At 44.8% G+C, this 25,524-nt stretch carries 23 protein-coding genes; 5 read left to right on the plus strand and 18 right to left on the minus strand.

All coding sequences use genetic code 11. From position 1 onward, the window contains the following. Positions 1 to 6 precede the first annotated feature (6 nt). The 3 genes from R7Q41_RS04385 to cls form a co-directional block, all read right to left on the minus strand. Positions 7 to 912 (minus strand): esterase/lipase family protein, encoded by a 906-nt coding sequence (locus R7Q41_RS04385; RefSeq protein ID WP_017820863.1) that lies wholly within the window; start codon positions 910 to 912, stop codon positions 7 to 9. Positions 913 to 1,160: 248 nt separating this feature from the next. Next, complete coding sequence (locus R7Q41_RS04390) at positions 1,161 to 2,366, minus strand: cystathionine beta-lyase (RefSeq protein WP_017820862.1); 1,206 nt, start codon at positions 2,364 to 2,366, stop codon at positions 1,161 to 1,163. A gap of 211 nt (positions 2,367 to 2,577) precedes the next feature. Beyond that, positions 2,578 to 4,032 carry a cardiolipin synthase gene (cls, locus tag R7Q41_RS04395; RefSeq protein WP_005378105.1) on the minus strand — a complete coding sequence of 485 codons (1,455 nt, stop codon included), beginning with the start codon at positions 4,030 to 4,032 and terminating at the stop codon, positions 2,578 to 2,580. A gap of 430 nt (positions 4,033 to 4,462) precedes the next feature. On the opposite strand from cls, the gene R7Q41_RS04400 reads away from it, so the two are divergent. From R7Q41_RS04400 to R7Q41_RS04410, 3 genes are all read left to right on the plus strand, one after another. Next, complete coding sequence (locus tag R7Q41_RS04400; RefSeq protein ID WP_042522154.1) at positions 4,463 to 5,833, plus strand: sodium-dependent transporter; 1,371 nt, start codon at positions 4,463 to 4,465, stop codon at positions 5,831 to 5,833. Between the two features lie 82 nt (positions 5,834 to 5,915). After that, on the plus strand, positions 5,916 to 6,608 hold the full coding sequence (locus R7Q41_RS04405) for a TIGR01621 family pseudouridine synthase (RefSeq protein WP_033905107.1): 693 nt from the start codon (positions 5,916 to 5,918) through the stop codon (positions 6,606 to 6,608). 31 nt (positions 6,609 to 6,639) lie between these two features. After that, positions 6,640 to 7,581: a class I SAM-dependent methyltransferase gene (locus tag R7Q41_RS04410; RefSeq protein ID WP_033905108.1), complete on the plus strand. Its 942-nt coding sequence runs from the start codon at positions 6,640 to 6,642 to the stop codon at positions 7,579 to 7,581. 213 nt (positions 7,582 to 7,794) lie between these two features. Here the strand turns inward: R7Q41_RS04410 and R7Q41_RS04415 are convergent, their stop codons facing one another. The 9 genes from R7Q41_RS04415 to R7Q41_RS04455 form a co-directional block, all read right to left on the minus strand. Beyond that, positions 7,795 to 8,850 carry a hybrid-cluster NAD(P)-dependent oxidoreductase gene (locus R7Q41_RS04415; protein WP_047100749.1) on the minus strand — a complete coding sequence of 352 codons (1,056 nt, stop codon included), beginning with the start codon at positions 8,848 to 8,850 and terminating at the stop codon, positions 7,795 to 7,797. Positions 8,851 to 8,931: 81 nt separating this feature from the next. Further along, the gene (gene hcp / locus R7Q41_RS04420; protein WP_170890561.1) at positions 8,932 to 10,593 is read right to left on the minus strand and encodes a hydroxylamine reductase; all 1,662 of its coding nucleotides are present in this window, start codon (positions 10,591 to 10,593) and stop codon (positions 8,932 to 8,934) included. A gap of 174 nt (positions 10,594 to 10,767) precedes the next feature. Beyond that, positions 10,768 to 12,297, minus strand: coding sequence for a nitric oxide reductase transcriptional regulator NorR (gene norR / locus R7Q41_RS04425; RefSeq protein WP_318107982.1), 1,530 nt, complete (start codon positions 12,295 to 12,297; stop codon positions 10,768 to 10,770). Positions 12,298 to 12,499: 202 nt separating this feature from the next. Beyond that, positions 12,500 to 12,979, minus strand: a complete 480-nt coding sequence (locus R7Q41_RS04430) for a glycine zipper 2TM domain-containing protein (protein ID WP_065274384.1) — start codon at positions 12,977 to 12,979, stop codon at positions 12,500 to 12,502. Between the two features lie 123 nt (positions 12,980 to 13,102). Further along, complete coding sequence (locus tag R7Q41_RS04435) at positions 13,103 to 13,714, minus strand: CDP-alcohol phosphatidyltransferase family protein (RefSeq protein ID WP_042522015.1); 612 nt, start codon at positions 13,712 to 13,714, stop codon at positions 13,103 to 13,105. Further along, positions 13,707 to 14,354, minus strand: a complete 648-nt coding sequence (locus R7Q41_RS04440; RefSeq protein WP_065274385.1) for an ATP-binding cassette domain-containing protein — start codon at positions 14,352 to 14,354, stop codon at positions 13,707 to 13,709. The genes R7Q41_RS04435 and R7Q41_RS04440 overlap by 8 nt, the downstream gene beginning before the upstream one ends. Further along, complete coding sequence (locus tag R7Q41_RS04445; protein ID WP_318107984.1) at positions 14,320 to 16,029, minus strand: thiamine ABC transporter permease; 1,710 nt, start codon at positions 16,027 to 16,029, stop codon at positions 14,320 to 14,322. Before R7Q41_RS04445 ends, R7Q41_RS04440 begins: the two co-directional genes overlap by 35 nt. A 9-nt stretch (positions 16,030 to 16,038) precedes the next feature. Beyond that, a complete protein-coding gene (locus R7Q41_RS04450; RefSeq protein ID WP_064353819.1) occupies positions 16,039 to 17,199 on the minus strand; it encodes an ABC transporter substrate-binding protein in 1,161 nt (386 codons plus the stop codon). Between the two features lie 435 nt (positions 17,200 to 17,634). Next, the gene (locus R7Q41_RS04455; RefSeq protein ID WP_065274387.1) at positions 17,635 to 18,081 is read right to left on the minus strand and encodes an META domain-containing protein; all 447 of its coding nucleotides are present in this window, start codon (positions 18,079 to 18,081) and stop codon (positions 17,635 to 17,637) included. Positions 18,082 to 18,265: 184 nt separating this feature from the next. Between R7Q41_RS04455 and R7Q41_RS04460 the strand changes: the two genes are divergently transcribed. Then, entirely contained in the window at positions 18,266 to 18,514 is a 249-nt protein-coding gene (locus R7Q41_RS04460; protein WP_005378062.1) for a DUF1289 domain-containing protein, read from the plus strand. Positions 18,515 to 18,643: 129 nt separating this feature from the next. On the opposite strand, the gene R7Q41_RS04465 is transcribed toward R7Q41_RS04460, so the two are convergent. Beyond that, positions 18,644 to 18,865, minus strand: coding sequence for a hypothetical protein (locus tag R7Q41_RS04465; RefSeq protein ID WP_005386686.1), 222 nt, complete (start codon positions 18,863 to 18,865; stop codon positions 18,644 to 18,646). Between the two features lie 415 nt (positions 18,866 to 19,280). Continuing rightward, the gene (gene ushA, locus R7Q41_RS04470; protein WP_104975241.1) at positions 19,281 to 20,969 is read right to left on the minus strand and encodes a bifunctional UDP-sugar hydrolase/5'-nucleotidase UshA; all 1,689 of its coding nucleotides are present in this window, start codon (positions 20,967 to 20,969) and stop codon (positions 19,281 to 19,283) included. A gap of 751 nt (positions 20,970 to 21,720) precedes the next feature. On the opposite strand from ushA, the gene R7Q41_RS04475 reads away from it, so the two are divergent. Continuing rightward, positions 21,721 to 22,236 carry a GNAT family N-acetyltransferase gene (locus R7Q41_RS04475; RefSeq protein ID WP_017634886.1) on the plus strand — a complete coding sequence of 172 codons (516 nt, stop codon included), beginning with the start codon at positions 21,721 to 21,723 and terminating at the stop codon, positions 22,234 to 22,236. A gap of 147 nt (positions 22,237 to 22,383) precedes the next feature. On the opposite strand, the gene rplY is transcribed toward R7Q41_RS04475, so the two are convergent. From rplY to R7Q41_RS04495, 4 genes are all read right to left on the minus strand, one after another. After that, positions 22,384 to 22,662: a 50S ribosomal protein L25 gene (rplY, locus tag R7Q41_RS04480; protein ID WP_005378066.1), complete on the minus strand. Its 279-nt coding sequence runs from the start codon at positions 22,660 to 22,662 to the stop codon at positions 22,384 to 22,386. Between the two features lie 284 nt (positions 22,663 to 22,946). After that, a complete protein-coding gene (locus R7Q41_RS04485; RefSeq protein WP_005378071.1) occupies positions 22,947 to 24,296 on the minus strand; it encodes an ATP-binding protein in 1,350 nt (449 codons plus the stop codon). Beyond that, complete coding sequence (locus R7Q41_RS04490) at positions 24,286 to 24,945, minus strand: response regulator transcription factor (protein ID WP_005378073.1); 660 nt, start codon at positions 24,943 to 24,945, stop codon at positions 24,286 to 24,288. Before R7Q41_RS04490 ends, R7Q41_RS04485 begins: the two co-directional genes overlap by 11 nt. A 76-nt stretch (positions 24,946 to 25,021) precedes the next feature. Further along, positions 25,022 to 25,387 carry a PepSY domain-containing protein gene (locus tag R7Q41_RS04495; protein ID WP_372036143.1) on the minus strand — a complete coding sequence of 122 codons (366 nt, stop codon included), beginning with the start codon at positions 25,385 to 25,387 and terminating at the stop codon, positions 25,022 to 25,024. Positions 25,388 to 25,524 lie beyond the last annotated feature (137 nt).

Here is a 25,524-nt window from a genome sequence, read left to right on the forward strand (position 1 = left end):
GACCTCTTATAAACCTTGAAGTTTGAGACGATTTGCATGTTGGCGATAAAGCGTGACTGGATCGGTTTCAAAAAGATGATGAATACCGAGTAGGCCGTTAATTTCATCCAAATGGTTCATTTGATAATCATCACGTATGACTTTGCCCAAATGTGTGCTGCACGCACCAACTAAGCCATCATTTGGCCCATCAAAGGCTAAGCCAAGTACCATCATGGCAGCGTCGGTCGGATCGAAAACGTTTGTAAAAGTGGATGATCCGGTCCATGAGTAGTAATAAACGCCATTTGAAGCCAGCAAGTCACCATTACCACATTCACTGGTAGGGACTCCTTCCGGGTAGTGTTGGTTAAACGCTAATGATCCTTCCGTGGTTAATGCTGCTAGTGAGGCTAAAGGGTCTTGGTCGAGATCAGAACCACCTGATAGAAGATTAATAAGAGTAGTTAAGCCTTGCGCCAGTTTTACCGCGAGCTGCTCACTACCCGAACCCTCGGATACGGTGCCACGAACTAGATCTGCCACTTTAGACCCTTTATTAACGCCTCCTATACTCGTAACTGATGCGACTAGGTCAGGACGGACAGAGGCAACATAGCGCGTTGTTGGGCCACCATGACTGTGACCAATGAGATTGACTTTCTCTGCGCCTGTTGCTGCAAGTAAGGTTTCGACTTGAGCAAGCAGTTGCTCCCCTCGAACTTCGCTGCTATTGGTCGCGGATACCTGTGCAACATAAACCGTAGCGCCATCTTTTGTTAAGGAATGTGGTATTCCGAAAAAGTAATCAACGCCTGCCAGGGTATCAAAACCAAACAAACCGTGAACCAGAACAATCGGATACTTGGTTTGGGTATAACCTGTTGCAGCGTATACGGAGGTTATTGGGACGGTAACTAAGGTAAAAAGCATTAGCGCTATAAATTTGAGTTTCAAAACTATCTCCTTGTGGTATGACCTCTTATGAATGATAAAAAGTAGGAGAGAAACTCTAAATTTGGAAAGCCTATTTGTGGCACATTATTTCATTCTGTGACTGCTCAATTGAAAAACAACACAAATGATTAACATTAATTAATAGTTCTGGTGAATGTTAGTTAATTCTAATTAAGTCAGGGAGTTATAAAAACGCCCCGCAATGCAGGGCGATTCAATCATTGTTATAGGGAGACTTCTTTTTCAAGCATTAAGGCATTATAACGCGCAAAACCAGCCTCTAAATCAGCGATCAAGTCATTTACGTCTTCTAAGCCAATATGAATACGAACCAAAGTACCTTCAAAGTGTGGGTGAGCTACGGTTCTCAGACTGTTAAAGCTCTTAGGTTCGTTAGCTAGAATGAGGCTTTCATAACCGCCCCAAGAGTAACCCATACTGAAGTGTTTCATGCCATCAAGCAGAGCCGTCGTCGCTTTTGGATAAGACGTTTTGAGAACAAATGAAAACAAGCCGTTTCCCCCTGTGAAGTCTCGTTTGAAAAACTCATGGCCAGGGCTTGTTTCTAAAGCTGGATGGCGGACATGATCAACTTCTGGGCGAGAAGCGAGCCACTGAGCGACTTTTAAACTGCTTTCTGCGTGCTGTCTTAGGCGAACATCCAACGTGCGAATACCTCGAAGACCTAGGTATGCGTCGTCAGGAGAAACGCACTGACCCATCAGGTAGCTTTGTTCACGAAGCTGATCCCAATACTTTTCAGAAGCCACAGCAGTACCTAGCATGACATCTGAATGTCCAACGATATACTTAGTCGCCGCTTGAATGGAAATGTCTACGCCATGCTCGAAAGGAGAGAAGTTCACGCCAGCTCCCCATGTATTGTCTAGCATCACGATGATATCTTGCTCATGGGCAATGCGTGCTAATGTAGGTACATCTTGGACTTCCATGGTTATTGAACCAGGAGACTCCAAGAAAAGGACTTTGGTATTCGGCTGAATCAAGTCTCGGATACCTTCACCGATCATTGGGTCATAATAGGTGGTTTCGATGCCCATTTTCTTCATGATGGTGTTACAAAAGTCACGAGTTGGTTCGTAACAAGTGTCCACCATTAGAATGTGATCGCCAGTTTCAACGAAAGAGAGGATGGCATTTGAAATTGCTGCCGTTCCACAAGGGTAAAGCGCGCAACCAGCTCCACCTTCAATCTCAACCATTGCGTCTTGGAAAGCAAAGTGCGTGTTGGTGCCTCGGCGACCATAAAACAATGTTTTGTTTGCACGATTAATGGTGGCTTGGTTCTTTTCTGCAACGGTATTGAATACCACGGTTGAAGCGCGTTGAACGGGTGGGTTTACAACACCATTTGTCCACTTTTTATCGCGGCCAGCGGTAATGAGTTTGGTTTTTTTTCCCTCTGACATAAAAGTTCCCTGTCTTAAATATTGCGGTTTTGAATATTTAAAACATGGACGACGTAGGTTATGCAAGGGAAAAGTCAACTATCAGCCAATAACAGCCAAGATGAACAGGTAATGATGTCGAGAGGTATCGTGTAGATAGGGAGCTAAAAGAACAAACCTCCAGCAGGATGCATGTAGCGCTGGAGGTTTTTTAGTCGGTGTATTTGAGGTATTAGAGGAGTGGGTTGAAGAGATAGAACACTCGCTCTAAGAACCGAGAAAATAGGCTCCTTTTCTCCCATTCTTCCAATACAACAGTGTGAGATTGCTTAATATAGCTATCTTGTAACCAAGACATTTGCTTGGTGAACTCTTCGTCATCAACGGCGAGGGTCACTTCGAAGTTCAGCCACAAGCTGCGCATATCCATGTTTACGGTGCCAACTAAACAGAATTGGTCGTCAATTACGACAGATTTTGTATGCAGCAAACCACCATAAAACTCATAAATCTTGACCCCTGCACTCAAGAGCTCACTATAAAAAGCGCGTGACGCCCATTGCACCATCATAGAGTCATTTTTATGTGGAATAATGAGTTCAACGTCAATGCCTCGTTGTGCTGTCATCTTTAACGTTTCGAGTAAATCAGCATTGGGCACGAAATATGGTGTTGTGATTCGTACCGAGCGATTGGCTTGGTTTATTGCCAATGTTAATACTTGATAGATCAGATATTCCGGCATACCTGGGCCAGAAGGCACAACCTGAATAGGGTGTTGGAATTCACTCTCATCGATCTTGCATTCAGGTAGTCTTGGTAAATGACGTTCGCCAGTTTCGACTTCCCAATCCCAACAGTGGATGGCACTCAATACGTTTACCGTTGGTCCCGTAATGCGAACCATGATGTCCACCCAATGCCCGACGCCACTGTTTTGCTTGAAGTAAGCCGGGTCAACCAGGTTCATTGAACCGGTATAAGCAATTTCATCATCAATTACGATGATCTTGCGATGTTGGCGAAGATCAAGACGACGTAAGAAAATACGCCACATCTTCACTTCTAGCGCTTGAATAACTTCAATTCCAGCATCCTGCATCATTCGATACCAAGGACTTCTGAAAAAACGCGGGCTACCTGCTGAATCGAGCAATAGTTTGACATCTACGCCGCGTTTAGCCGCTTGAATAAGCGCAGAAGCGACAGAATCAGCCAAACCACCCGGATGCCAAATGTAGAATACCATTCGAATACTGCTCTGCGCGTTTTCGATGTCTTCAATAATGGAATGCAAAATCTCATTAGGTGACTGTTGCAGCGACAATGTATTACCGCTCAATGCGGGAAGACCAAGGCGGTTGTTACAAAGTTCATCAATTCGGTAGATGTGCCTCCCCATCGTTTCTGGGTTGTGCGCGTTACAGTCGTTAAGCTGACTGAACCACTTCTCGAATGGTGTAAACATCTCTTTCGCACGTTCGGCTCGCTTTCTGCCTAAGTTCAGTTCACCGAAGAGGAAATAACATGCGACACCCAGAACGGGAAGGATATAAATGATCATTAGCCAAGCTAAAGACACGCTCACTGCACGGCGCTTTAAAACGACACGAATGGTCACACCTGCGACCAGTAACCAATATAGCCCGATGCCAGCTAAAGTCAGAAAGTGATAAAACTTGTCCATATACGCTCAGAGTAATATGCCCTTCTAGGATATTAAGCATAAAAGTGGGTTGGGGGAATAGATTTCCCATTTAGACATGGGATTGACCTTATATGAGGAACGAATTTCATAACAGCTGATTCTGTTATTTTAATGTGAAAAATAAGGTCATTCTTTAACTTTTGAACAAAAAAGCAGCATTTAACCTGCGTAACTCGACACTTGTGCGATAAATGTACTTTTTTGGGGTTCCAATTTTAAAGGGGAGCTGCTTTACTTTCTAGACATAGTGCGTCGAACGCTTATTTTATAAGTGTACAATAATTTTTACATAAACTTTTTAGACGCCTATCTCTATGCATACACAACAAACTAATTTTGGAGAAAAAGCGTGGCTACAACTAATACAGCAGCACCACGTGATACGTGGGGGTCTAAACTAGGCTTCGTAATGGCAGCAGCGGGTTCCGCTGTCGGTTTAGGCAATATATGGAAATTCCCTTACACAGCAGGTGAGAGTGGCGGCGGTGCATTCGTTGCTATCTATCTTATCTTTGTAATTTTTATCGGCTTTAGCGTGATGCTGACAGAGTTCGCTATTGGTCGTAAGACAGGTCTTTCTGCCGTAGGTGCATTCAAGACAACTGACCGACGCTGGACGTTCACTGGCGTTATGGGAGTCTTCAGTGGTCTTTTGATCATGGGCTTCTACCCTGTGGTTGGTGGTTGGGCATTGGCCTACATCTTTAAAGTGGGTGGTGGTCTACTCAGCGCGCCAGAAGCAATTGGCGACAGTTTTGGCGGTTTCATCTCAGATCCGATTCAACCTTTAATGTGGATGGGTGTTTACCTGTTCCTTAACGTCATGATTGTGATGAAAGGGATTTCGGGTGGTATTGAGAAAGCCGGTAAGGTTCTGATGCCGCTTCTGTTCTTAATCCTAATCGTTGTTTCTGTTAAAGGCTTGATGCTGCCAGGTGCAATGGCTGGCCTTGAGTTCTTATTCATGCCGGACTTTTCTAAAGTCGACAGCAACGTGGTTCTTGCTGCACTAGGACAGGCGTTCTTCTCACTTAGCTTAGGTATGGGTTGTATGATGACGTACGGTTCTTACCTGAAGAAGAAAGAGAACCTAGTTCAAACAACCGGTATGGTTACAGCTATGGATACAGGTGTCGCGATTCTTGCTGGTGTTGCTATGTTCCCAGCTATGTTTGCCTTTGGCATGGAGCCTGCGGCAGGCCCTGGTCTTGTATTTGTTGTCGTTCCTCAGCTGTTTGCTGAAATGGGCGGAGTGATTGGGTTGCTATTCGCGTTGCTATTTTTCATCGGTTTGACGGTGGCGGCATTAACTTCTTCAGTATCATTATTGGAAGTTGTCGTGTCTTACCTAATCGACGAGAAAGGCATGAAGCGCTCTAACGCTGTTCTGTCTGCAAGTGCAGTTATGGCGGCATTATGTATTTTTGCGTCACTATCTTTAGGTGGAATGGGGCCAACGCTGTTCGGTACCGGTGCCTTTGATATTTTCGACTTGCTAACGGACAAAATCTTCTTAGCGGTTGGTGGTATGTTGGTTTGTATCTTTGCAGGATGGCGCCTAAGCCGTGCTGAGCTAGAAAAAGAGATCACTAATGACGGCGAAGTATCCTTCCCGCTATTTGGATTGTGGTACAACCTAGTTAAATACCTGATTCCTGTTGCGATTGCTATTGTTGCCTTCATGGGGATTAAGTCTGGCTTTGATAGTGGCAAAGGTGAAATCATGCTGCTGGGTATCGCAATCATTGGTCTTGCTGGCATTTTCTCGAAGAAGCTTTAGCAAATACCTTGGGGGCAAGCCTCGATAGCTTTGTCCGATAACTTATGTATACTGCTGGCTCCAAACGTGGAGCCAGTTTTTTATGTTCGATATTCTACATACCCATCCCGATTTTCTGATCATCAATAAGCATCCTAACGTCTCTGTTCATAAAGACGATGGCGACACAATGCTGCTGCAAGAAGTGGCTAAGCAGAGTGGTGATGAGCATCTCTATCTTATCCATCGCTTGGATAAAATGACATCGGGTATTCTGCTCCTCGGACGCAACGCCAAAGCGGGCAGTGCGTTATCGCAAGCTTTTGCTGACCGCCAAGTGGAAAAGTTCTATCTGGCGATTGGCTCTAAAAAGCCGAAAAAGAAACAAGGTTTGGTCGTTGGTGATATGGAGCGTTCGCGCCGTTCATCATGGAAGCTGGTCAACAGCAAAAATAACCCAGCCGTTACCCAGTTTTTCTCTCTTGCGGCAGAGCCCGGAGAGCGTTTATTTTTATGTAAGCCGCACACTGGTAAAACGCATCAAATCCGCGTGGCATTAAAATCGGTTGGCTCAGGTATTGTTGGCGACCCGATTTACAATGCAGGCAATGAGGCTGATCGCGGTTATCTGCATGCATTTTCACTTTGCTTCCAATACCGAGATGAGCAATATCGCTTTGTTTGCGATCCACGAGAATACAAAGTGCTTGGTAACAAATGGCACAGTGAAATCGTCTCTCAGGGTTTGGATACTTGGCTTTCCCCCTGGGAACTGAACTGGCCTACGATCAAATAACCGTCACAAAGAAAACTAATAAGAGAACTCGATGCAAGCATCACAACTTCCGCTGTTTTTTCAGCATCTAGAAACCGAGCTAGCGCAAGCTCCGAATGAAATTCGTCGACTGTTTCATGGTCGTGGTCGTCGTTTTGAGGGCCTAGAGCAAATCACCTGTGACTGGTTACAAGGTCAGTTGATCATCAACTTGTTTAAAGAAGTCGACGACGTGTTTCTCGCTGAGCTGAAAAGCGGCCTCAATGCGTTGGTACAATCACCACTGTGGGCAGACAAGCAAGGTCGTACTATGGTTATTCAGCACCGTTATGCCGATGGTGCGCCTTCAGAAGTGCTTGTCGGTGAATTAGATGCTCGCCCTGTCGTTGAAGAAAGCGGTTTGAAATACCAATTGGATATTGGCCGCAACCAAAACTTCGGTCTGTTTTTGGACATGCGCTACGGTCGTGATTGGGTACGGGAAAATGCGAAGCATAAAAACGTGCTCAACTTGTTTGCTTACACGTGTGGCTTTTCTGTCGCTGCCATTGCGGGTGGTGCAGATAAAGTGATTAACGTCGACATGGCGAAAGCGTCGTTGTCTAAAGGCCGTGAGAACCACAAGCTAAATGGTCATAACATCAACCAGGTAAGTTTTATGGGGCATGATATCTTTAAATCATGGGGTAAGATTAAGAAATCTGGTCAGTATGACTTGATTATCATCGATCCGCCTTCATTCCAGAAAGGCAGCTTTGCGCTGACTAAAGATTACAAAAAGATTTTACGTCGGTTGCCGGATTTGTTGGCAGACGGTGGTCAAGTGATGGCATGTGTGAACTCGCCATCTGTGACAAGCGACTTCTTGATTGAAAGCATGAAAGAAGAGGCGCCAGAGTTGACATTCCGTGAGCGTCTGGATAACCCGCCAGAGTTTATGGACGTAGACAGCGAAGCAGCATTGAAAGTGTTGTTGTTTAGCGAGAAGCAATGACGACGAAACGAAAGTTGTACCTATCTATAATACCAGCCGTTTGAGTACGGCTGGCATTTCCGCGATACCCCGTCAATCTGAATAGCGAGACGCGAGTGTGATTCAGAGTCTATTATCAGAATGAGTTATTCCTAACACGCTGATATTAGGTTCCTGATCTCGCCTAGGCTCGCCGGAATGACGGGAAACAATAAAAGATCGACACCAGCAGCATTAACCGATCTGCACTTCAAGATCCGCTTCGATGGTTGATGAGCAGGCGAGCACATAGCCTTGTTCAATTTCTTCTGGCGTCAATGTTTCTAGGCTGGTGGAAGAGACGTTGCCTTTACGAACCTTGCATTTACACGAGCCACAAATCCCGCTTCGACAAGCGACGATTAATGGTAAACCTGCGCCTTCGAGCACATCGGCCAGTACCTGACCTTTTTGCGCATCGATGCTTTGAGCAAAATCAGGAACAGAAACGTTAACCGTCTCATCGGAGACCGATGTTTCTGCGCCAGTCGCTGGCGTAAAACTCTCTTGGTAGAAGTTCGTCATGTCAAAACCAAGGTCATTCAAATAGCCGTGAACATCTTGCATAAACTGGCTTGGACCACACAGGTAAACGGTGCGCTGTTTGAAATCAGGAACAAGCTCTTTAAGCCAGTCGGCATTCAAACGACCTTGTGGATGCGATGTTCCTTCGCGGTTTTTCAGCAACAACTTTAAATTGAAGTTGGGATATACGGCGTCTAACGTTTCTAGCTGATCGTAGTAAATCGTCTCTTCTGGGCTGCGTGCAATATGAAGAAATGCGATGTCCACATCGTTGTCGTTTTCATCTTGATTACTCAGCCAGTGCTTTGCCATCGAAAATACGGGCGTGACGCCGCAACCTGCACTGATAAGCAAGGCTTTTGTTTCGCCATCACGTAACACGGGTGGATGGTCGATGCAGTTAAATTCGCCTGCTGGTGGTAATGCTTGAACAGTATCACCGAGCAGCAGCGAGTCAACGATGTAGTTCGATACTTTACCGCCAGATACTCGTTTGATTGTGAGTTGAAGGTGATCGTCTTCATTGATCGAGCTGATTGAATAGGCACGAAACTCCATTTTTCCATCAATTTCGACGCCCAAGTTAATAAACTGGCCAGGCTTAAACTGAAACAGAAGTGATTCGGTTAGTTCGGCCAATTTGATGCTGACGGTGTCGTGTGTTTCGAAGTATTTGTCGATGCAACGGAGTGTGACGGGTTGGTTACCTTGCCATTCAAAAAACATAACAATCTCTTTGGTTGTGGCTATTTTTGGTTCGAAATAGATAGCGCCTCCGCGTAAGGAGGCGCGTAACAAGCAAGTTTATTAAGCTGCTAGGATGGCTTTTAGATCATCCTGAACATTGCCAATACTGCGCATATCGAACTTCTCTTGGATGATGGCGATTAGGTTTGGCGTTAGGAATGCTGGTGCAGTAGGGCCTGTGTAAATGCCTTTCACACCCAATGCAAATAGCGTTAGCAAGATAACGATCGCTTTTTGCTCGAACCAAGAAAGTACAAGCGTGAGTGGCAGTTCATTGATGTCACAGTCAAACTCTTTCGCCAGTGCAAGTGCAAGCTGGATTGCAGAGTAAGCATCGTTACATTGGCCCACATCCAATAGGCGAGGGATGCCGTTGATATCGCCGAACGTATTCTTGTTGAAGCGGAACTTACCACACGCCAACGTCAGGATTAGTGTGTCTTCTGGCGCTTCAGCCGTAAAATCAGTGTAGTAGCTGCGTTCCGCTTTATCACCATCACAACCGCCGACTAGGAAGAAGTGTTTGATGTTGCCTTGCTTCACTTGGTCGATAACCGCAGGGGCGGCGTTCATCAGTGCATTGCGACCAAAACCAACCGTGATGTGGTGTTCGATTTCATCGTGTTGGAAACCGTCTTGCGCTAGAGCACATTCAATCACTTGGCTAAAATCATCGCCTTCGATGTGAGCCACTCCAGGCCAGCCAACAATACTGCGGGTGAATAGACGGTCTGCGTATTGACCCACATTTGGATTCAACAAACAGTTTGACGTCATTACGATTGCGCCAGGGAAGTTTGCGAATTCTTTCTGCTGGTTTTGCCATGCGCTGCCGTAGTTACCGACAAGATGAGAGTATTTCTTCAGCTCAGGGTAGCCGTGTGCAGGCAGCATTTCACCATTGGTGTAAACGTTAATGCCTTTGCCTTCGGTCTGTTGCAGGATTTTTTCTAGGTCATGCAAATCATGGCCAGAAACAAGAATACATTTACCTTTTACTGGCTTGACGTTCACCGTGGTTGGTTCTGGATGGCCGAAGGTCGTTGTTTCACCTTGGTCGAGCATTTCCATCACTTTGTAGTTCATCAGGCCAATGCGCATTGAGCAATCAAGTAGTTCGCCAAGATCTTCAGGGTCTGTGCCCAACCACGCCATGATTTCATGGTATTCGGCATAGATATCGTTGTTGGTTTGCTCAAGAACACGTGCGTGCTCCATGTACGCGGCTGCACCTTTAAGTCCGTATAGGCAAAGTAGGCGTAGGCCAATAACATCTTCATGTACTTGGTCTTTACCACGGTTAACCGCGACTTGAGGAGCAAAAGCTAAGATCGCTTCTGCGCTGTTTGGTAGCTCGAAGTTGGCAACGGCAGGAATGTCAGTAAGGTTGGTGTTTGACAAAGTTGCAGCAGACATTACTTGCTCTTTTAGCAATGCTTTGTACGTTGCCGCTTGAGAAGTTAGCTCTAGGACACGTTCAGGGTCAAAGTTTACGTTCGTCAATGTAGAGAAAAATGCCTTTGGTGCCCATTGGTTGATTTCATCGTTAATGATGTTGAATTCAAGTGCTTTTGATGCCCAAAAAGAAACCCCTTGCAGTGTGTAAACCAACACGTCTTGAAGGTCAGATACTTCAGAAGTTTTACCACACATACCTTGTGCAAAAGAACAACCTTTAACAGCAGGGGTTTGAATTGTCTGTTCACATTGAATACAGAACATATTGGGTTCTCCAGTGATTGTTTTAATAGTCGTGATGTTGACCACTAGAGAGCAGAATGTGTGCCAATTATTATCTTGTTGATTTATATTGAATTTTATCAGATTTAGGAGAGTGGTTGATGTAATTAAGACAACGGGGTTGATGTCTTAATCACATCGACTTCTTGTGGTCGGTTATTTATTGATCCCGAGCTTTTTACCCATCCGATATAAGTTCCCGCGATCCATTTGTAAAAACTCCGCTGCTTTTGCCCAAACGCCACCAGTTTGGCTCAAAGCATGTTCAATTAAATCACGTTGATAGCTTTCTATTAGCTCTCGCATTGGTTGGCTTTCTTTAGGCAGATAATGCGATGTGTTTTTTACATCATCGAGAGCCAGTGAGGTGTCAAAATGGTTAAGCATGATCGTGCTTGCACCTTGTTGAATAGCGTGTAAAGCCGCGCGAGTTAAAGTGTGTTCGAGCTCGCGTACGTTTCCGTACCAAGGTAAAGACTCCAGTTGAGTCAACACTTTAGGGTGAACGTGAAGATTGGGCGCATTAAATTGTTGGCGTACCTTTTCTAACAGATATCCGGCTAAAACGGGAATATCACCGTCACGGGCACGAAGTGGGGGAACTTGGATTGGGAATACGTTTAAACGGTGGAAAAGGTCTGCTCGAAACGTGCCAGCTTCGACCTCTTTTTCTAATTGTCGATTGGTCGCGGCGATGATGCGCACATTGACCATCAAATGCTGATCGCTACCCACACGTTGCAGCTCGCCTTGCTGAATTACGCGCAGCAATTTTGCTTGCAAAATCATAGGCAGTTCGCCCACTTCATCAAGGAAAATCGTTCCACCGTCTGCCAGTTCAAACTTACCGGCACGGTGGCTATTAGCACCTGTAAATGCGCCTTTGACATGGCCAAACAGTTCACTCTCAGCCAGACCTTCAGGCAGGGCCGCACAGTTGACGTAAATCATCGGCTTATCGCTACGATGAGATTGCGCGTGTACCGAGTGCGCGACCAGTTCTTTACCAGTTCCGGTTTCTCCTAAGATAAGTACCGCGTAATCTGATTGAGCAACAGTCGCAATGTTGTTTCGTAACTGGTTGATCTGCGGACTCAAACCCACCATTTCGCCATGTTGAGAACGGGCTTGTTGGATAAGGGTTTGAGTGACGCTTTTTTGCTTCTGGTTTTGCGCTTTGAGCGCTTTTAACTGAGCAATGTTACGCAATGTCGCAGCGGTCAAAGCCGCAAAGGTTTCGATAGCGACAGGGTCAATGTCATCAAACGCGCCCACCGTTAGTGCATCCATCGTTAGTGCGCCAACAAGTTGGCCTTCGACATACAAGCTAAAGCCCATGCAATCGTGAACATCAATGCATTGGTCTTCAGTTAATAGTGTGCCGTCGAAAGGATCCGGCAGTGAACAATCGGCATCGAAACGCACCGGTTCACGGCTATGAATAATGGCATCTAAGCGAGGGTGCGCCTTGGGGAAATAGCGACGACCTAAGACTGAGCTGGATAAGCCTTTTACCGCGACAGGAGTTAGAAACCCATCCTCATCGAAAATAAACAGGCAGCTCGCATCACATGGGAATACTTGCGCGACCCCATCAATGAGGTTTTGATATTGCTGCTCGTGAGAGCGATTTGAGCTGAGGTTTAGCGCGATATTAAGGAGTACGTGGTCAATAGTCGGAGTCATAACAAGCCCAAAGTTATCTGGAATGGGCTCATGCTAGCAACTTGATGTCATTTGAACATCGAAAGGTGTGGGAGATTGATGTTCCATTGACGACGATCAAGTTTGATACGAAAAGAAACGCGCAAGTTAACAAGCCAGTGATGTGAGCTTGCGCGGGTTAGGTGTTTGAATCAAAGCAGGCCAAAGGTTTGGTTCGTCCGAATTAACGAGGAACGACTCTGGCGTTATTACCAGAAACATTGATTTGGACCGCTTGGCCTGGTTGGAAAATCATGTTTGGATTTGCTTCTTGAACAATAGAGATAATCTTTCCGTCCTCTAAACGAATGGTCAGATTCACGCCATTTCGTTTCGCGGTTGCTTCAGCCGCTTTGCTGCCTGCATAGCCACCCAATAGACCACCACCAATGGCAGCGATATCCGAGCCAGAACCGCCCCCAACTTTTGAGCCTAAGATCCCGCCCACGGCAGCACCAGCGATGGTGCCAATGGCATTGGATTGGGTAGAGGCATCAATGGTTACGGGTTCTACTTTTTCTACTGTGCCGTAGTAAACCTGCTGAACTTTGCGAGTGTCGGATGAGCCGTATGCATCTCCGTACGGGTTAGGTGAGCTACAGCCGCCAAGCACGAGCGCACAAGTAATGGTGAGCAACATGCCTAAATTGATCTGTTTTTTCATATAGCCTCCGAATGGTTTCTTCATTCAAAGAGTATATACCCCAATTTAACCTGCGTTTTGGTGCTTTATAAAACAGTGGCTTAGCGGCCTGTCCCTTAAGGAAACGCGATTGTCTAAGCAGTATTAATGATCGTTAAGCGTATGAAACCCTGAATAAATACGTGTAAAAGTAGTAAACCAGCATGCCGCGCCAAAGATATACGCGATGACGGCAAAGTGTTGCGGTAGCAAACAAAATAAAACCAAGCAGCCAATGGTTTCTGTACCTTCGGTTAAGCCGCTCATGTAGTAAAGCGATTTGTTTTTATATACCGGATTATCGATGCCTTGTTTTCCTGCCATGATGGCAAAAGCCAAAAAGCTACTACCAGTGCCGATGAAGGAAAAAATCAAAAATGCGCCTGCAACGGCATTGTGCTCTGGGTTGGCAAGCACAAAGCCAAAAGGAATCAACGAATAGAACAAAAAATCTAAGCTGATATCAAGAAAACCACCCGCATCGGTAATGCCTTGAATCCTCGCCAGTGCACCGTCTAACCCATCACAGATTCTGTTCAGCAAAATAAACAGCAACGCCAACAAGTACTGTTCGGTGATCAAAGCCGGCAGGGCAAAACAGCCAAGTACAAAACCAAACACTGTCGTCTGATTTGCAGTGATACCACATTTATCGAGATATTTCGCACTGAGTGCCAGCGGTTTGCGGATGAGCTTTATACTCAGGCTATCAAGCATGATTTGTCTCCCACGGCCAGTTTAGGCAGCTGCTGCCATCAGGAATATCGTCTTCATCGTGCGTTACCATCAAAGTAGGGATGTTCGCTTGCTGCAATTGTTCGACCACCCAATTGCGAAATTGCACGCGCAGGTCTTTATCCAGCTTGCTATAGGGCTCATCAAGTAGCGCAACTTTTGGCTTTGCTAGCAGCATACGAGTCAATGAGATACGGGCACGTTGCCCTCCCGAAATTTGGTCAGGAAAGGACTCTGCTAGTTTGGTCAATGAAATGTTCTTCAGTGCTTGCATAGCGTGAGCTTTACGCTCTTCACCTTTGATTGAGTTTGGTAGCGCGAAGGCAAGGTTCTCCCACACCGTTAAATGAGGGAAGAGCAAATCTTCTTGGAATAGAATACCGACCTGACGCTTATGGGCAGGGAGGGCATCCAACTTTTCGTTATCAAGCGTAATGGATCCAGAGTAGTTGAACTCGGCGGATAGGTGCCCGGCAATGGCATCCAACAAAGTGGATTTACCACAACCGCTAGGCCCCATCAGGGTAACGATTTCACCTTTTTCTACGGTCATGTTGAACGCTGAAAAAAGCGCGTCGCCATTGGTTTTACGGATGGCGAGGTTTTCGAGACAAAGACTCATTCAGTAGTAAACCTTTTATAGACAAGCGGCGATACTTCCTGTGCAAGTGGCTAAGCAGTATCGCAAAAGAAAAGAACAAGAATGGCAGCAGAGCTTGCCAAATGGCGTAAATAGCGGTGACACGTCGGTCAAAACCACTGGATAGTGCAACGGCTTCGGTTGTGATGGTGCTAATGCGCCCAGCCCCTAGCACCAATGTTGGTAGGTATTGCGCCAGGCTGACACTAATACCGACAGCCCACGCGAATGCAATTGCAGGCAGGAGGATTGGCAGTTTCACTTTTAACCAAGCTTGCATCGGTGATTTACCCAAGCTGAGTGCGACGCGAGTTAAGCCGTTATCGAAGCTGCGCCACGGACCGTCTAGCGAGAGGTAAATAAATGGGAACGCAAAGAATATATGCGCCCAACATACCCAAAAGAAATACGCATTACTGTTTAAGTACAGCGTCACTACTTGCATACCGAATAGCACGGATAGCTGAGGAATCAGCATTGGGATGGCGATGATGTAACCGGGCACCTGCCAGCGATAACGGAGACGATACTCATGTGCTATTAAAGCAAGAACTAGCGCGACAGTCGCGCTGATTAGGGCGATTGACATACTTTGTTCTAGAGTCCCTAGAATACTGTGCCATTCGTATTCCCAAAAACGCAGGCTGTAACGGCTTGGGAGCAAATCTGGAAAGCGCCAACGTTGGGCAAAGCTCCACAGCACCATGAGTGGAATCATTAGAAGTGCAAGTAGCGCGACCAGTGAAAATAGGGTTTTACCGGGTAAACGAAACCCGTTTCGACCAGAGTACTGCCAGCGTTTGAAGCCTTTGGTAATACACCATTCCATTAAGCGTGCAAATCCAATCAAAAGGCTTGCGATCGCAAACAGTATTACTGCGCCAGCGGCCGCTCTTGGTAGGAGCGATAAATCTGGATCGTTAAACCATTGCCATACCAAAACCGCAAACGTCGGCGGGTTGGTGGGGCCAATAATCAGGGCGACATCGACAACGGACAAACTGTAAGCCAATACCGCCAGCATTGGAAAGCGCAGTTTTGCTATCCACTGTGGGAACACGCATTTCCACCACGCTTGCGCCGAACTGTAGCCCATCGAATGACTGACTTTTTCAATCTTATCGACTTTCAATTGCTGAAGAATTGGAATACTCATCAACAATAAAAACGGCACTTCTTTAATCGCAAGCATGATGATCAAACCGAGTGCGTGCGGATCTTTAATCAGCAATGCTAAGTCATTCACCATTTGTGCATTCGGGTCGTAACCAAACAGTTGGTTGAGAACCCTAACGCCCATACCAGTTGGGGCAAACAAGAACGCAAAGCCAATCGCAAACGCGACGTGCGGCATGGCAAGAAGTGGCGAGAGGCTTACTTCAATTTTTCGCCAAAACTTGCTGCCCCAAGACGCCTGTAGAATGGCAAACGTGATGAAGCAAGCCAAGTAGCTACTGAAAATGGCAGAGTAGAAAGTAAGCCCGATGGATGTCCAAACACCCTCCCAATCAAAAACAGCGTTAAAGCCATCTAAAGAAAAGTGGTGTAGACCGATAGGAGGTACATAACCGAGCGCAGAGACCACCACTCCAAGTAGTCCCGGAATGGTAGGCAAAATACAAACTGCGATAATGACTAAATACAGCGCTCTTAACATGGATTCTTACTAATTCCCGTAGCGTTTCAACCATTCTTTTTCTAACGCCGCTTGCCAACTTGGATGCGGCTCAGCGATAGATTTGAATTGTTGAGTGTTTTTGGCCGAACCAGTTAGGTATTGGTTGCTTAGTACCGAAGGGTCGCCCCAGATGTTTAGGTTACCTTTGCGAGACTGTGCTTCAGGGCTCAATAAAAAGTTTATCGCAACTTGTGCACCAGCACTGGCATTTGCGTTCCAAGGAATCGCTAAAAAGTGGATATTTGAGAGTGCTCCTGCGTCCATTGCGTACGCTTTGGTGCTCTCTGCAAGATTACCGCTCGACTGCGCAGAGAAAACCGCGTTCGGGTTAAAGGTAATCGCCAGGTCAGTCTGACCATCATCTAGTAGCTGAAGGGTTTCTGCTGTACCACCTGGAAACTGCTTACCACCGCGCCAAGCGACTTTATGGAACTCATCTAGATAAGACCACAGCGGTTGAGTGACTTGCTCAAACGTGTTATCGGTAACTGGTTGTTGCAGCTCAGGGGCGTTGTTAGACAGTTCAATGAGTAATGCTTTGATAAAGCTTGTGCCATGAAACTCTGGTGGTCGAGGGTAAGTCAGGCGATTCGGGAACGCTTTTGCATAGCTCAGCATTTCTGCGAATGATTTTGGAGGGTTATGGAGGGTTTGCTCGTCATGGATAAACACTAATTGTCCTACTCCCCAAGGTGCTTCTAGACCTTCTGTTGGCTCGGAGAAGTCCACATCAATTGGTAGAGATTTATCCACATATTGCCAGCTTGGCAAACCTTCGACAAAAGGACCAAATAGCAATTGGTTATCCTTCATTGATTTGAAGTTTTCGCCATTGATCCAAACCATATCAACACTGCCACCGCTGTTTTTGCCTGCCGCTTTTTCTGCGATAAGTCGAGTAGTGGTCTCAGAAATATCAGTTACTTTAACGTGGTTTAGCGTCACGTTATAACGTGATTTTAGCTCTCTACTCGCCCACTGTATGTAGCGATTAATTTCTTGGCTTCCGCCCCAAGCATGAAAGTAGACGGATTGCCCGTCGGCTTGATGTTCGATTTTTTGCCATTCGCTATTCACTGATGAATCGGCAAAAGAAGGTGTCGCAAAAGTCGTGGCTAAAATGCCAATGCTGCTGAGTAGCTTTTTCATATCTATTCCGTGTTATGTCTTTTGGTTCTTGCTTTCGTTTCTATTGACGTTTTCGCAAGTCGTTCCGCTCTGTTACAAGGATAGTAATTCATCTCTCTCTATTATCAATGCCAATCCCAAACGGAATCACTCATTGATTCAAAGAATTACTCTCAATGTGAAGCAAAACGAAGAAAGGACAAATTTGGTGTCATTTTAGGAGCGGACCGTTTGTTTGAGGATATTCTTTCAAGTAATTGAAAATTATTGTCCCCAGAGATATGAATAGGTTGTTTTACAGAGCAAAATTGATGTTTAAAGCATGGAATTGAGGGCAAAAGAGAAAGAAAGTTTGTCACTTAAATGACTTTGGCATGCACGACCAATGACTCGTGGACATAAAAAAAGCAGCCGTCTGGCTGCTTTCAAAATACTATTTGGTTTACTTAGTTGGGATTAGTTTACCCAGTCACGTAGTGTAAACGTCAATTCGTGATCGGCACTTTTCAGAACAAGACCATCTTTAGTTAGCGTGATATCGCTCCAGTTAGATAGTGTTTGTGTCATTGCGTTTTCGATCTTCATTTGATCTTCCATACACATCTTCATGGTCATGCCCATTTTTTCGATGCGTAGTTGGTTGTTTTTCAGCTCGGCTTGACCGAAGAAGTTGTTGCAACCTGCGTTGCCGTTTGCGGTTAGATTTTCACCAATTTCTAGGCGAGCCGCTTTTTGGTGTTCGTCTAGAACGATATTTTTGCCATCAACTTGAACAAGTTCCCAGTTGTGGTGCTGCAAATCTTGAGCCGTTATTTCTTTCACATTATCACCGTTGCTAGCACAAGCAGTCATAAGAACAGGGAGAGAGATTGCTGTAACTAACGTTTTTAGGCTAAGCTTCATTTTATAGACTCCGTTTTTATAAACGCGGTAAGTATAAGTAATAAAACACTGTTTTTGTCAGCATAAGGTTATGGTTTCGTATGTTTTTGACATAACGAAGTATATCGCAGGTTTTGTTGCTGACTAATCTTCTCATTATTTAAACTAGGCCAATACGCCCTAATATGGAAAGAGCGGTTTTAGTATGGAGCAACTGGAGTTTTTTACTGTCCCAAGCCCTTGTGTTGGAGTATGTACCTCCGATGAAAAAGGGTATTGCAAGGGGTGTATGAGAAAGAGAGAGGAAAGGTTTAATTGGCTTAACTTAACCCCCGCTCAGCAGTTGCACGTTATTAAGTTGTGTCGTCAAAGGTACAGAAGAAAGATGTTGGCAGGGAAGACGAAGCCAGAACAGCTTCAAGATGAGTCATCGCCTCAACAAGACTTATTCTAGAACTCTTGTTCAATCAATGGGTTTACGCTTTCGGTTCTGATTAGGCTTTTACATATTCCCGGTCCGGCAAGGTGTCCTTTAAGAACCGGGAATCTCCTATCCATTTTCCCTATAGAGCGGTAATTGGCGTTATTTCATCGACCAACGGTCGCTAACCCAGCCTCCCGCTTGTTCGTCGAAGTGATTTCCTGAAAATCGATGATTGAATTCAACATCTAATTTACTTGTTGGGCGTTCATCCATCAGTTGATGAATATATCTCGCCATAGGATCCGTACAAGCTTCACGCTCTCTACGGGTAACTACTTCTTTGATCATTTGGAGTCTGTAGCTATTGCTGGCTCGTTTCATTTTTGACCTCCAGAACTCGATGGCAGCAGTTTGAACACATTGACGTCCAGATCGCTGCTCATTAGTGTGCGCGTGGAGGCACATCACCATCGTTTGAAGTCCAAAGACAAATTGTTTGAGAGCAGTGTTTGTAACGCCATTCACATCTTTCTCAGAATCATTGACTATGCGATTAAAAATGTTTCGCGAAATTTAGCCGATGAACCTGCATATTTAAAAGACCTTATCAAACATAGAAGCCCAACACAGGGGCGTCAATAACACAAATGAACAATTTTTGAACATATTGTGAAGGTGGAGAGTTTTCAGTAATTTATCGAAAATAAAAAACCGAAGCACAAAGCTTCGGTTTTGAGGAAAGCCCTGACGAAATTGCTTGTAAAAGCTCTTAGTGCCAGGGGTAAGGTGTTGAGTATTAGCTACCAGATGCAGGACAGCCTTTTACTGGTTGGCCATTACTGAAGTACTTGATGTTCTCTAAGTTCTTGTTGTAGTTATCCGCAGAGATTTGTGGGTTGTTTACGAAGAACTCGCGCAAAACGTATGCATCAGTTAGCTGTGTAGATTGAACATCGATGATTGGATAGTTATCGCCACCAGCAGCACTGAAGCTGATTACAGAGAATGTGTACGTTTCGTTTAGATCGAAGCCTTTATTGTTAATATCGGTAATGGTTACTGAGCCAGCATCACAATTTACATCTAAAGTGATGTTATCTAGTTGAGCGTAAGCACCAGACCCTGCAGATTTCGTCGCAACCACGTCTAGGTATTCTTTAACTTCTTTACCTGTCATAGTTGCTTTAGTCACGAAGTTACCAAATGGCTGAACCGTTAGTACGTCACGGTAAGTGATATCACCATCTTGGATTGAATCACGCACGCCGCCAGAGTTCATCACACCAAAGTCAGCATTTACCGTTTTGTAAGTACGGTATGCCTCGCCGAGTAGGTGACCTAGGTTAGTTTGTTGAGAGCGAACTACGTTACGATCACCTTCTAACTTACCCGTCGTATTAGAAATCTTCTCATCTAATAACTCTTGACCTTGTTGTTGGTATGGCAGTAGTAACGCTTTTACTGTTGCATCTTGTTGAATTCGTTCACCGATAACTTCATCGTTTTCGTCTAGAAGGTTTACAGGAATCAGTGCGTAGTTCGCTAAGTGAAGCTTGCCGTCGTAGTATTCGAAGTCAGCACGACCCACATATTTACCCCACTCATGCGCTTGCATAATCCAAGTGCCTTTTTGTTGGTCTGGGGCACAATCATCCCCAGGTTTGAAATCAGCATACTCATTGGTACCTGGTTCCATACATACAGGGTTTTGTGAGTGACCACCGATGATAGCGTTTAGCTGTCCTTCTTCAAGAGAGCGAGCGAGTTTAACGTCACCTGGTGCTTCACTACCGTTTTTGCCATCTTCGTAGTGACCCATGTGCGTTGTTGCAAATACTAGGTCTACCTTTTCGTTCTCTTCGATTTCCTTCAGTACCTTTTTGATTTCTACTTGAGGGTCTTCGAAGTGGATGTTTGATACGTTGTCTGGATTGACTAGCTTCGCAGTGTCTTGCGTTGTTAGACCAATAACAGCGATCTTAAGGCCGTTGATAGTAAATACTTTGTAAGGGTCGAAGTAACGCTCGTTTGTATCTTTTTTATAGATATTCGCAGCCAGCATAGGGAAGTCAGCTAGCTCGGCTTGCATATCGAGAATATCTAGTGAGTTATCAAATTCGTGGTTACCGACAGCCATTGCATCGTAACCAAGTAGGTTCATCCCTACGAAGTCTGGAACCGCATCTTGCATGTCTGATTCTGGTACACCGGTATTAATATCACCGCCAGATAGCAGAATGGTTTCACCGCCTTTTGCTTCGACTTCTGCGCGGATAGATTCGATTAAAGTGTGACGCGCAGCCATGCCGTATTCGCCGTCGCTGTTATGCCAAAAGCGACCATGGTTATCGTTAGTGTGGAGAACGGTGAACTTAGTACAAGAATCTGCAGTCTCGCAGGTTACTGGAGAATTGTCGCTGTCTGAGCCGCATCCTGCTAGCGCAGCGCCCACTGCCACTACCAAAAGAGATTTGGAAAACTTCATAAGGGATCCTTTCTTTGTGATTTTGTTATTGTTACGGCGTGAAATATACGGAATTAATGTGAAACTTTAGTGATCTATCTCTTATTTATACTTCTATCGGAGAAATGAATTAATAAGCCTGCAAACTACGTCTATAAATAAACAGAATTGGTATTTAGTATTTATTTTATATAGCTAGCTCTATTTTTTGTGAGGTAGTTAATTGAATGTGTGTTGTTTGTGTGAATCAATGCGCATTTTTGCGAAGTATTACGCTGATTTTGGTGATAATTTTGCCAAGTTTATGTTTTCCCTAATAGGTATGACACAAATCGTTATAAATTTTCGCTCTAATGATGAGGGGCTCGGTTTGTATGCATAATGAACAGCACAGAACTTAAACTCATTTGATCATGGCTTTATTCTGCCTAACTCTATCAAAAATTGTATTTATCTCTTTACTATAATTGCGATCGTTTAGAAACCTTATGCTTTAGGCATCGTTTATTTATCCTCATCCGATACCTTATCGTGCTTATTCCGCATTTGACACTCGAGTGTTTAAACAAATAGATTCAACCTAATGAGTCAAAATGAAAAGTAAATAATGGATCGTTCTTCTTCGAATATTATGATGTGAACTATCATTTAATTAATGAAAATGAAATGGATTAATGTAAAGCGTTGCGACTGTAGCTGTTATCTTTGAGCTTTGGTTTAAAGGGTAGGGTTAAAAGAATTTGTAAGTGGTGAACGCTAATAAAGGATGCTTATGAGATACACAGTAAGGGACGCACTCAAAAAGGAAGCAGCCCAAATCGCCAAGATACACGTTGACTCTTGGCAGGTGGCGTATAAAGGATTAATGCCAAAGAGCTACATAGAGCAGTTTACGATTGAGCGTCGAGAAAGGATGTGGGCACGAGTGATGACGGAGCAACTGGCCCAATTGATCGTAGTTGAGAGGCAAGGAGAAATTGTTGGCTTTTTAAGTTACGAGTTACCTAACCACACCAGCGAAGATAAAACGGCATTAGTGACATGTTGCTACGTTACGCCGCTACATTATGGGCAAGGAGCAGGAAGTGCACTGTTAGATGAGTTAGAGACACGTTTGCTCTCTACGTCAGTTATGCAGATCAGTTTGAAAGCACTGGATACTAATCAACAGGGGCTTAACTTTTACAAGAAGTGTGGTTTTGTGCGTACTGGAGAGGAAGAGTCGGAAGTGATTGAGAGTATGACGCTGACCGATCTCACTTTAGTGAAGTATATTGCCCGTTCATAAATCAAATGCTATATGCCAAACATAGTAAAACCCCGGAGGTGGTAAGACTCCGGGGTTTTGAAATTTTGTAGATGTCTCGGTTGGTAAATCCGATTATCTTTTATGCAAAAGGTTTGGATTTAATCCGATTAATTCCTTGGTAGGGAATTAGATACGGATGAAGTCCATGTGTTCAACTTTTGGCTTGAACGCGTGACGTTGAACGTCTTGTGGCTTAACTTTAACTTCTTTGCCATCGATAACTAGAACGATGCCTTCGTAGAATTCAGGCTTGTCCATTTGGTTTACGATGTCGTCGTGGTTAAGAACGATAGCTACTGCTGCTTCTTCACCGCCGTATACAACTGCAGGGAATTTGCCAGCGTGACGTAGGCGGCGGCTCGCACCTTTACCTAGTTCAGTACGTACTACTGCTTCGAATTTCATAGTATTTACTCTCAAATTAGTAAAAATCAAATGTTCACAATCAACAATGCGACCTTGTTGTTCGTGGTAAAGCTTGAAACAGGAACTGTTCAAGCGAGCGCGGATACTATCATTCCACTTATAAATGGGCAACCCAAATCGTATCCAAATCAACAAAAAGGTATGATTTAGCGGGGTGGAAGGCTATCCCTTTTAACGCTTTGCTTGGATTTTGTTCACATCGACTTCATTTTCATCGGTTTACTGATCATGGTCCGAAAAACAAAGTTTATGTGTTATATGCTTTATGTTCGGCTGAGATGTAAGACTAAAGATGCTTTTAATCCACCTAAAGCGCTTGTATCCAATGTTAATTGACCTCGGTAACTGTGTGCCATTTCACTGACTATGTTTAGACCAAGACCTGAGCCAGGGGTTGTTTCATCCAATCTAACTCCTCTCTTGATTACTTGACTCAGTTTCTCTTTAGGGATGCCTGGCCCATCATCTTCAATAATGATGTGTATATTTTCCTTATCCTGAGAGGAGTGCACACGAATCATGCTGTTGGCCCACTTATAGCCATTTTCTAGCAAGTTACCTAGCATTTCATCGAGATCGGTCTGCTCTACTGCTACATTCAGCTCTGAATCAAGTTCATTAATTAAGGTAATGCTTCGGCTCGCATACACTTTATCAAACGCCATTGAGATAGCATCCACACGATCTGCTGGGTTCGACTTCACTGATAATATGTTCATCGATCCGGCCATACGGGCACGACCCAAATGGTAATCGATATGGTCTTGTATTTGATTGATTGGAGCTCGGAGACGGGATTGTGCCTCAGGTTCTAACGTCTGAACTTCATTTTTTAGAACAGAAAGTGGCGTTTTAAGTGCATGAGATAGGTTACCTGCATGATTGCGAGCTCTCTCTAGTAATTCTTGGTAATGGAACAGCAGAGCGTTGAGGTCGAAGATTAGAGGAGAAATCTCTTTTGGGTAGGTTTCTTCTAGACTCTTTTTATTACCAGACTTCAGCTCGGCTAATTCTTTTTGTAGCTTTGTAAGCGGACTCAATGACCAAGCAATTTGCAGTAAAATGACGGTAAGTACGCCCGCGAATAATAAACCCAAAATAAGCCAAAGTTGGCCGATTAACGTTTGAAGGGTATTTTTAATGGGCTCTTCGTCAATACCAATAATAATGTGAATAGGACCATCGTAATCAGGAAGATACAGTGCTTTTTCTAGCGTAATTAGTTTTTCGCCTCTTGCTCCATACGCATCTTTATCCAAACCTTTGTATTCGATTTTTTTGTCCCACAACGAACGAGAACGTTCGAGGCTTGCCTCTGTAGAGGCACTCCAATACAAACCACTGTAAGGTCGGTTAAATCGAGGGTCTGATAGCTGAGCTGCGAGTGAAAGATGCCCGGTGTTATCGACTTCTAACTGTGCTGCGACTTCATCCATAAAAATGCTGAGCTGTGAGCGAGTGTCATCAACCATATAGTTGTAGACCTGCGTCGGTATCGTCACACCAGCGGCGAGGATCATTGCCGTTAACCAAACGATCGCCGCTAAAACGAGGCGACTTTTGATACTCAGTCGTTTTATTGCGTTCAACGGTAGCCTGTTTCTATTCGGCATTTAATTGGTATCCCAACCCTCGGACAGTTTTGATGATCTTTGGGGCGATTTTTTTGCGAATTCGGCCGATAAAAACTTCGATTGTGTTGGAGTCACGATCAAAGTCTTGTTTGTAAATGTGCTCGACGAGTTCGGTTCGAGAAATCACTTTTTCCGGGTTATGCATAAAGTAAGCGACCACTTTATACTCTAGCGCCGTCAAGCTTACCGCTTGCCCTTGCCACATGACTTTAGAAGTGCGCGTATCCAAGCTCAAGTCGCCAATTTGCATCACAGGAGAGGCATTACCAGAGGCTCTTCGCAGCTGTGCACGAATACGAGCGATAAGCTCAACCATTTCAAATGGTTTAGTTAGGTAATCGTCTGCACCTGCGTTTAAGCCTTCAACTCGCTGCGTTAGGGTGTCGCGAGCGCTTAGAATCACGACAGGAGTATTAATGTTTTCATCTCTGATGCCTTTTAGGACGGTAAGACCATCCAGTTTTGGCAAGCCGAGGTCGAGAACAATGGCGTCCCATTCTTCCGAAGTCGCGCGATACAGAGCGTCTATGCCATCTTGGGACAATTCTGGTACCCAGCCGGTACTTTCTAATGTTTCGATGATTTGCTCGCCTAAACGAGGATCATCTTCAACAACAAGTATTTTCATATTGATGATTCTTATTATGTTTGGATTTTTATCGAAGTAAGTTACGCATCGTGTCTGGATTACGCATTAGACAAGTTTAGTTGTTTTGCGGCTTTAACGCTTTGTTAAAGCTGCGACCTTTGATCTCAAGCATTTCCAGCGTGGCGGCGTCGTACTCAACTTTCAGGACGCTATTGTTGTACAGAATTTTCAATTCATACACCCAAGCATCATCATCTTCTTCAAGCTCGACCTTGATGATGCGGCCGTATAAGTCGTTTTCTACTGCGGCGTAAAGTTCCGAAAATGGTCGTATATATCCTTGTTGAACCGCGCGGTAGACCTCATCTTGATCTTCATCGAATTCGATGCGTGTTCCTGGCTTTTCGACATCTTGCACGATGGCGTGGCCATTTTGTGATGTGTACTCGTTGTCATGCTTGGCAAAACTTGGTGCACACATGAATGTCGCAATAAGGCCGAAAAGTAACGCAGAATGTAGAGAAGTCGTTGCTTTATACATAGTCAAACCTTTTCTGGAGCGTTAGCCGCAGTATATCGGATATAGATGAACAGAGAGTGAATCAGCTAATTAAGTTT

Source organism: Vibrio sp. 2096 (assembly GCF_033339595.1).
Lineage (GTDB): Bacteria > Pseudomonadota > Gammaproteobacteria > Enterobacterales > Vibrionaceae > Vibrio > Vibrio alginolyticus.